Genomic DNA, 7,371 nt, shown 5'->3' with positions numbered 1-7,371 from the left:
GGCGTCAGTCGGGGTGCGGCGAATCGGTGGGGCCCGCTGTCTTCAGGGCCAGGTGACGGTCACGGATCGAGGGTGCGTCCTGGAATTCCTGGACGGTGCCGTCGAAGACCATGCGGCCGCTGTCGAGTACGTAGACGCGGTCGGCCAGTTGCAGGCAAAGGTCGAGGCGCTGCTCGACAAGGAGCACTGATGGTCCGCGTTGCCGCAGGTCGGCCAGGACGTCGGCGAGCTGGGCCACGATGACCGGTGCCAGTCCTTCGGTCGGCTCGTCGAGCATCACCAGGCGGGGTGCGCCGAGCAGTGCCCGGGCGATGGCCAGCATCTGCTGTTCGCCGCCGGAGAGCCGGTCGCCTTTGTTGCGCCTTCGCTCGGCGAGGCGGGGAAAGCGGTCGTAGACGTCCTCCAGGCTCCACTGGGCGCCGGGGCGCCTGGAGATCGCGAGGTTCTGCTCCACGGTGAGCCGGCCGAAGATTCCCCGGTCCTCGGGGACGTAGGCGATGCCCATGCGGGCGGACTCGAAGGCGGACCGGCGGTCCAGGTCGTGGCCGTCGAAGGTGATCCGTCCGGACCGCCGCACCAGGCCCATCACCGACTTCAGCAGCGTGGACTTCCCGGCTCCGTTGCGGCCGAGCAGCGCGACGGTCTCCCCGGTGCCCACCTCGAGCGAGACGCCGTCCAGGACCTGGCTCTTGCCGTAGAAGGCGGCGACCTCATTGAGCGTCAGCATCGGATGTTCCCTCCAACTCGCCGCCCAGATAGGCCCGCCGGACCTCGACGTCGGACTGGATCTGCTCGGGTGGGCCGGAGGTCAGCACCCGCCCCGACACCAGGACGGTGATGCGGTCGGCGACACGCATGGTCAGGGCCATGTTGTGTTCGATCATCACGACGGTGTGCGTCCCGGCCAGCCGGGCCAGCAGGGATTCCATGGCGGGGATGTCGTCGACGCCCATGCCGGAGGTCGGCTCGTCCAGCAGCAGGATCCGCGGCCGGGGCGCCAGGGCCATGGCCACCTCCAGCAGCCGCTGCTGCCCGTGGCTGAGCTCGGCGGCCCGGCGCTCGGCGACCCGGTCCAGGCCCACCTGGTCGAGGACCTCGCCGGCGCGCGCGAGCCCGGCGTGATCGTGTTCGACCGGCCGCCACATCGACAGCGCCCGCCGCAGCCGCCGCCCCGACGCGGCCAGCCTGACGTTCTCCCGGACGGTCAGGTCCTGGAAGAGGCTGGTGACCTGGAACGATCGGGCGACGCCCATGGCCACGCGGCGGTGCTCCGGTGACTGATGCGCCGGCCGTCCGTTCACCAGGACCCGGCCGGCCGTCGGGCGCAGCCGGCCGGTGAGGATGTTGAACAGGGTCGTCTTGCCGGCCCCGTTGGGGCCGATGATCGCGTGCAGCGTGCCCGGGGCGATGGACAGGTCCACCTCGTCCAGTGCGGTGAAGCCGCCGAAGCGGCGGGTGACCCCGACCATCTCCAGTGCCGTGGCGTCGCGGGTCCCGGTCATCGCACCCGCCCCCGGACCAGGGCGGCGGACGCGGCGAGCGCGCCGCGCAGCCCGCCCCACAGGCCGCCCCGCAGGGCCAGGACCACGGCAAGCAGAGCCGCCGCGAGCAGGATCTGCCAGCGGTCCCAGGTCGGCGCCAAATAGTGCGACAGCAGCAGGTACGCCAGTGAGCCCAGAAAGGAACCGAACAGCGATCCGGTGCCGCCCAGGATCGTCATCACCAGGATCATCGTGGAGGTCTCCAGTTGCAGCGCGCTGTCGGGCACCGAGCCGAGATAGACCGCGTAAAGTCCTCCCGCGATCCCGCTGACCAGGCCGGACACCGTGAAGGCGAGCAGCTTGAACAGCATGGTGGGATAACCGATCGCGATCGCGCGGTCCTCGTTCTCCCGGATGGCCATCAGCGTGGCGCCGAAGGCGGAACGGGTGAGGCGGGTCAGCGCCCAGTAGGCGGCGACGAAGGTCACCGACGCGACCGCGAACATCACCGCGCCGGTGTCCAGTTCCAGCCACGTCGATCCGAACGCCCCCAGGGTCATCGCCGGGAAGCCGCGCAGGCCGTTCTCACCACCGGTGACGTCCTTGAACAGGTACACCGCGTAGGCGAACATCGACGCGAAGGCGAAGGTGAGCATCACGAAGTGCACGTCCCGGCGCAGGATGCACAAGCTGCCCACGGCGGTGGCGACGCCCGCCCCGGCCAGGGTCGCGATCAACAGCCCGGCCGGCGCCTGCACGTCCCAATGGACGAATGCCAGCCCGGCCGCGAACGCGCCGACGCCGAAGAAGATGCCCTGGCCGAATGACAGCAGCCCGGTGTAACCCAGCAGCAGGTTGCACCCCAGGGCCGCGATGGCGTAGATGACGATCGTGCTCGCGAGCGAGTAGCTCGGCGCGAAGATCGCCAGCCCGGCGACGGCGCAGACGGGGGCGGCCAGCGGCATGATGGCCCTCCAGCCACGCTGGGCCGCACCGGCGCGGCGGGGCGAGCGCCCGATCGAGGAGGCGTCCGGAGCGGCGTCCGATGCGGTGGTCGAGGTGACCTCGTCAGGCATGGGACAGCCTCCTCATCACCACGTCGCTGCGGGCCAGCAGCACCAGCGCCATCAGGACGTAGACGATCACGTTGCCGGCCGCGGGCGCGTAGATCACCGCGATGCTCTGCACCTCGGCGACGGCCAGGGCGGCCACCAGCGTCCCGCCGAAGCTGCCGATGCCGCCGACCACCACCACGACGACCGCCAGCCCGAGCACCTCGGTGCCGGTGACGGGCGCCATGCCGCGCATCGGCGTGGCCAGCACCCCCGCGAGCGCCGCTAGCCCGGCGGCCAGGGCGAAGGTCACCGAGAACAACCGGAACACGTTGACGCCGAGGCAGACGATCATGTCGGGGCGCTCCGACCCCGCGCGCAGCTTGGCGCCGAACGTGGTCCGTTCGAGCAGCACCCACAGCAGCACGGTCAGCGCCGCGGCCAGCACGACCACGAAGATCCGGTACCACGGGTAGGTGACCGGGCCCACGTCGACCGTGCCCGACAGGCTTTCGGGGGCGTTCAGCGTGAACGAGTTCGCGCCCCACACCAGCGTCACGATTTCCTGAACGGTGATGGCCAGGGCGAGGGTCGCCACGATCTGGTACGTGTGCGCCAGCCGGTACATCCGGCGCAGCAGCACACGTTCGGCGATCGCGGCGATCGCGGCGACGATGAACGGCGCGACCAGCAGGGCGACCCACAGGCTCCATCCACGCCCGGTGAGCTCGAACGCCGCGTAGGCGCCGAGCACGAAGAAGGCGCCGTGCGCGAAGTTCACGAAGTTCATCAGGCCGAAGACCAGCGTGAAGCCGACCGCGGTCAGAAAGTAGATCAGGCCGTTGCCCAGGCCGTTGAGGAGCTGGCTGAGCAGCAGTGTGGAATCCACCGGCGCCTCAGCTTCCCAGCGGCCGCAGAGTGCAGCCCGTGCGTTCGGCGGGCACCACACTGGCGCCCCGGGAGACGAGCTCCACCAGGTCGTCGTCGTCGGCCATCGCGGACTTCTTGCGCCCGCGCAGCAGCAGGTAGTCGCGCACGACCTGGTGATCCTGGGCCCTGATCGTCTCCTGGCCGGTGAGACCGGCGAACCTGGTCCCCTCCAGCGCCTTGGCCACCGCGGCGGGGTCGGCCGAACCGGCCTTCTGGACGCCGTCTGCGATCATCTTCGCGGTGGCGTAGCCGACGGCGTGACCGTACCCGGGGTTCGCTCCGTCGTGCTCGCGGCGGAACGCCTCGACGAACCGCTTGTTCTCCGGGGTGTCCAGGGTGTGCCAGTACTGGGCGCCCGCGTAGATGCCCTCCATGGTGTCTGCGCCCAGCGCCCGGAACTGGCTCAGCCCGCCGCTCCATACCAGCAGGATGGTCATCTTCTTCTTGACCCCGAAGCTGACCGCCTGCTTGATCGTCGTGGTCGACTGGGCGCCGAAGTTCAGGATGCACAGCACGTCGGGCTTCGCCGCCACGGCGTTGTTGACGTACCCGGAGAACTCCGTGGCGTCCAGGCCGTGGAAGGAGTTGCCGACGTGCTCGATGCCGCGGGCGCGGAAGACCTCTTTCGCCGCCGCCAGCAGGGACTGCCCGAACACATAGTCCGGAGTGATGGTGTACCAGCGCCGCAGCGACGGCTGCTGCTCGGCCAGCCGCCGGACGGTCTCCTGGACCGCCCCGTAGGTGGCCACCGCCCAGCGGAAGGTGCCGGACCGGCATTCCTTGCCGGTGATCTCGTCGGCGCCGGCCGCGGTCGCGAACAGCCCTCCGGCCCGGTTGGTCTCGTCGCTGACCGCCAGCGCGACGTTGGACAGCAGCCCGCCGAAGAAGAACCGCGCGCCGGCCGAGGAGCTTTCCCGGGTGCGGCGCACGGCGTCGTCGATCTTCTCCTGGGTGTCGTAGGTGACGACCTCCAGGCGGCGCCCTGCGAGCTTGCCGCCGTACAGGGCGGGCACCAGCCGCAGCCCGTCCACCGCCTCCTTGCCCAGCTCGGCCTGCGCGCCGGAGGTGCCGTACAGGCCGACGAAGTTGATCGCGTCCTTGTCGATCGTCCCACCGGAGGCCGCCGGGGTGGTCTCGTCGCTCTTGGCGCAGCCCGCGATGCCGGACAGGGCCACCGCGCCACCCAGCATCCCGGCGCCCCGGATGAACGCCCTGCGTCCAACGACCCGTGTGCTCATCGGTCATCTCCTCAGCCGCTCCGAATGCAGTGGACCAAGTCTGAAATCCATATTCCGGTCAGGCAATCGACGAAATGTAAGCACAATGGCCAGCGAAATTACAATGTGCTGGCGATTTGATGGCATGCCGATAATGGGGGTCTAAACCCTTGCGCGTACTTTAGTCGCTCATCAAAGATTGGACATCGGAAGATCTACGTATACGCTTCGCCGGGCCGCCTGCTAGCATGCCTGGCCAACCCGCGTCGAAGTCCGTGGGAGGCTCATCATGAGCATGCCGCGAATCGATCATGTCCGCTTCGACACACGTCACCTTCGAGCGATCGCCGAGGCCGGCTACCAGGTCGGCAGACCGGCGGGCACCGACGCCGCGCCGGCCGCGTTGGAGGCGCTGCGACCGGTCCTGCCCTACGAGGCGTTCGAGGTCGTGGAGTACGATCCGGCCGCCGGCGTCCACCGTGTGCTCACCTTCGCCGGCTACACCCCGCAGGTCGCGGCGGCGGGTGCCACGGAGTTCCTCGACACCGTCGCCTTCCGCTACACATCGGGGCACCGGGTGACCGGTCGCATCGGACTCCCGGAACTGGCCGGGTTCGAGAAGAGCGAATACTACGCCAAATATCTCGACCCGGACGGATGGGTCGCCGGAATGACCGCGCCGCTGCTACTGAACGACGGTCGCTACGTCGGCATGCTCCATTTCAGTTCGACCGATGCGGCCGCGTTCGGGCCCACCGAATGCGCGCTGATGGATGCCGTCTCGCCCATTATCGCCAGGATCGTGGACGCCACCCGCGGAGCCACGCTACCGGCCATGATGATCCCGCCCGGCTTCTCGGCCCTGGCATTCACCGCGGACGGGCGATCCGCCGCGGTGGCCGTCGAGGAACCGGATCCAGCGTCCCGCCCGCCGCGGCTCCCGGAGCTGGTACGGCGGTTCCTGGCGACCGGCCGGACCGAGGCGAGGCGGCACTGGATCGATCCAGCCGGTCGCTGGCATGCGGTCCGCCTCCTGCGCGCGTATCAGCACACCGTCTCCGGCACCGAGCCGATCGGCGTCGTCGCGATCCGCCAGGGCCCGGCGCCCTACGGCCTGACAGCCCGTGAGCTCGACGTGCTGTCAGAGGTGGCGCTCGGCAAGACGACCGCGGACATCGCGATCCAGTTGCGGGTCAGCTCCCGTACGATCACCACGCACCTCGAACACCTGATGACGAAACTCTCGTGCACGACGCGCACGCAGGCGGCCACCCTCGCTCATGACGAAGGACTCGTCCGTCTCGACCTCGACCGCCTTCCGTTCACTCCCAGTCCCTGAACCCACGAACGCTGCCCGGTGATGGCCAACTCCGTCTCCAACTCGGCGATCCGGCGCCTCGCCGCGACCAGTTCCGTGTGATCGGTCGACGTCAGACCGAGCTCCAGACCTGAGTCGATACGGTCTTGCCGCAACCACACGTAGATCGTTTGGCTGAGCCATGTCCAGGTCCGCTGCGACCTGCCGGACCGGCTGCCTGGCCTTCACCAGATCCAGCACCTTGCGCCGGAAATCGGGGGATGGCTACGGGGCATCGGATGCCTCTCCTCGTGATCAACGGCACGAGGATTCCAGCAACCCGACACCACCGAAGCCGGGGCACAGCACGTCGCGGCTGAACGTGCATCGGGGCGCTGGTGACCCGTCTGGTGGAGTGCCCGGGGCTGGAGCGGGCAGGCCTCGTCTGGGGGTGGGGGTGTGCCGATAGGGGAGAGTATGCCGCCAGTGGAGGATTATGCGGCGTTGTTCGCCGCGACGCCCAGCCCATATCTGGTGCTGGACCCGGATCTGGTGATTGTGGATGTGAACCGGGCGCTCCTGGAGGCGACCGGGAGGACGCGTGAAGACCTGGTGGGACGGAATCTGTTTGAGGCATTCCCGGACAACCCGGCCTCCTCCGAGTCTGACGGCGCGCGGAACCTGAACGCCTCCCTGCGGCGTGTCCTGTCCACTGGCGAGCCCGACACCATGGCGCTGCAGAGGTACGACATTCCGGTGGCGGACGCGCCGGGCGAGTTCGAGGAGCGCTGGTGGTTGCTGGCGAACACCCCGGTGCCCGGACCGGGTGGGCGGGTGACGTGGATCATCACCCAAGGTGAGGACGTGACCGCCTACGTCAAGGCCTATCAAAGCGCCCGCCACGGTGTCCGGATCGGTGCACCTCTGGAGGGCATGCAGGCGGTGGACGCTGAACTGTATGTGCGGGCGAGGGAACTGCAGCGGCTGAACGAGGAACTGCGCCAGGCCCACCTGCGCGAACGCCAGGTCGCCGTGACCTTGCAGGAGGCCATGCTGCAGACCCCCGACCTGGGGCATCATGGCGAGGTGGCAGTCCGGTACCTGCCGGCGGCCAGGGGAATGAATGCGTGCGGTGACTGGTACGACGTGGTGGACATCCCGCCCGACCAGTTCGCCCTGGCGGTCGGCGACGTCGTCGGGCACGGCCTGAAGGCCGCCGCGGTCATGGGCATGCTGCGCAGCGCACTCAGCGCCGCCGTGCGGGCTCAGGCCCGCGCCGCGGCGTCCCTGGAGGTCCTCGGCCTGTATTCGCGGTCCCTGGAGGGGGCCCTGGGCACCACCGCCGTCCAAGCGATCGTCGACACCCGCAGCCGGCTGATCAGCTATAGCAACGC

At 69.2% G+C, this 7,371-nt stretch carries 7 protein-coding genes; 2 read left to right on the top strand and 5 right to left on the bottom strand.

What is annotated here, in order from left to right; genetic code table 11:
• Window positions 1-4: 4 nt before the first annotated feature.
• From E1264_RS37575 to E1264_RS37555, 5 genes are read right to left on the bottom strand one after another with little or no spacing between them, the layout of a single operon-like run.
• Entirely contained in the window at window positions 5-727 is a 723-nt protein-coding gene (locus E1264_RS37575; RefSeq protein ID WP_132181492.1) for an ABC transporter ATP-binding protein, read from the bottom strand.
• Window positions 711-1,502: an ABC transporter ATP-binding protein gene (locus tag E1264_RS37570; protein WP_132181490.1), complete on the bottom strand. Its 792-nt coding sequence runs from the start codon at window positions 1,500-1,502 to the stop codon at window positions 711-713. Before E1264_RS37570 ends, E1264_RS37575 begins: the two co-directional genes overlap by 17 nt.
• Window positions 1,499-2,557, bottom strand: coding sequence for a branched-chain amino acid ABC transporter permease (locus E1264_RS37565; protein ID WP_132181488.1), 1,059 nt, complete (start codon window positions 2,555-2,557; stop codon window positions 1,499-1,501). Before E1264_RS37565 ends, E1264_RS37570 begins: the two co-directional genes overlap by 4 nt.
• On the bottom strand, window positions 2,550-3,422 hold the full coding sequence (locus tag E1264_RS37560; RefSeq protein ID WP_132181486.1) for a branched-chain amino acid ABC transporter permease: 873 nt from the start codon (window positions 3,420-3,422) through the stop codon (window positions 2,550-2,552). Before E1264_RS37560 ends, E1264_RS37565 begins: the two co-directional genes overlap by 8 nt.
• Window positions 3,423-3,429: 7 nt before the next feature.
• Entirely contained in the window at window positions 3,430-4,701 is a 1,272-nt protein-coding gene (locus E1264_RS37555) for an ABC transporter substrate-binding protein (protein WP_207936764.1), read from the bottom strand.
• 268 nt (window positions 4,702-4,969) lie between these two features.
• Between E1264_RS37555 and E1264_RS37550 the strand changes: the two genes are divergently transcribed.
• Together E1264_RS37550 and E1264_RS37545 are read left to right on the top strand one after the other, a co-directional pair.
• A complete protein-coding gene (locus E1264_RS37550; protein WP_132181484.1) occupies window positions 4,970-6,019 on the top strand; it encodes a helix-turn-helix transcriptional regulator in 1,050 nt (349 codons plus the stop codon).
• Window positions 6,020-6,463: 444 nt separating this feature from the next.
• Window positions 6,464-7,371: SpoIIE family protein phosphatase (locus E1264_RS37545; protein ID WP_243711415.1), on the top strand; the 908-nt coding region annotated here is incomplete at its 3' end.

The organism is Actinomadura sp. KC216, assembly GCF_004348535.1.
In the GTDB taxonomy this organism is placed as follows: domain Bacteria; phylum Actinomycetota; class Actinomycetes; order Streptosporangiales; family Streptosporangiaceae; genus Spirillospora.
Note: the sequence above shows the minus strand (reverse complement) of the source record. Positions and strands in the feature narration are given on the sequence as shown.

Excerpts from the sequence above, each read along its gene's own strand:
- E1264_RS37575 (WP_132181492.1), bottom strand. The coding sequence starts at position 727 with ATGCTGACGCTCAATGAGGTCGCCGCCTTCTACGGCAAGAGCCAGGTC.
- E1264_RS37570 (WP_132181490.1), bottom strand. The coding sequence starts at position 1,502 with ATGACCGGGACCCGCGACGCCACGGCACTGGAGATGGTCGGGGTCACC.
- E1264_RS37565 (WP_132181488.1), bottom strand. The coding sequence starts at position 2,557 with ATGCCTGACGAGGTCACCTCGACCACCGCATCGGACGCCGCTCCGGAC.
- E1264_RS37555 (WP_207936764.1), bottom strand. The coding sequence starts at position 4,701 with ATGAGCACACGGGTCGTTGGACGCAGGGCGTTCATCCGGGGCGCCGGG.
- E1264_RS37550 (WP_132181484.1), top strand. The coding sequence starts at position 4,970 with ATGAGCATGCCGCGAATCGATCATGTCCGCTTCGACACACGTCACCTT.